This window comes from Polynucleobacter sp. IMCC30063, assembly GCF_021395235.1.
In the GTDB taxonomy this organism is placed as follows: Bacteria; Pseudomonadota; Gammaproteobacteria; order Burkholderiales; family Burkholderiaceae; genus Polynucleobacter.
This window is the reverse complement of sequence record NZ_JAJVCQ010000012.1, coordinates 1-731: the sequence shown is the minus strand read 5'-3', so window position 1 is coordinate 731 and position 731 is coordinate 1. Positions and strand designations below refer to the sequence as shown.

The 731-nt window shown below is 43.5% G+C and carries 1 protein-coding gene; it reads right to left on the bottom strand.

The annotated features are described in order from the left end of the window. The coding region (locus LZG75_RS12235; protein ID WP_233937698.1) for a hypothetical protein at nucleotides 1-540 on the bottom strand (540 nt) is incomplete at its 3' end. Nucleotides 541-731: the final 191 nt, after the last annotated feature.

Genomic DNA, 731 nt, shown 5'->3' with positions numbered 1-731 from the left:
AGGCACGTCAAAAATAACTGGCAAGCTTACTGTAGCACCTGTAAGCTTAGTTGCTAATTCGTTTCTCGCATTTGCAGCTTCAGCTAAATTAGAAAATGTGGCTGAGACAATCTTTAAGTTGTCATAGACCTTGACTGAAACAATCGAAGCTTGATACGGATCGAAAGCTTTCTTGGCTAGATCAGTAGCAATACCTGAAATAAGCACTACTCCATCGCATTTGCCAACTTGACCCCGATCATCGATGACATAGCCACCGCCACCACTACTGGCCGACACAATACGATAGGTTGCCTGACGTGCTGAAATAGATCCTGCTGCACTGATCTTGCGGGTCGGGTCATTCTGATTAGCAGCAGCAACCGCAGACGCAGAAGATGCAGTAGATGTACCCGAACTCACACTAAACGATTTTAAATTACCTAAGGCACTAATCTCTGCAGGGCTTAATTTTGTGCCTAGTTCATATTTACTTTGAGCAAAAACCAAGCCAGAAAAACTCAAACCAATTGCAGTAGCGATTATTATTATTTTGTGCATGATATTAAATTCCCGATTTATTCTGCGTTATAGATACGATATTCCATAGCAAGCTGTGGATTGGGTGCGCATTCGGAATCTGCTAATGGTGTGCCGCTCACTGCGTACACCGTCCAATCGCCTTTAGGGTTTTCGCCATAAAACGCATATGAGCCTAAAGCATAAAGAGTCTGTGAGCTAATCTTGCCACC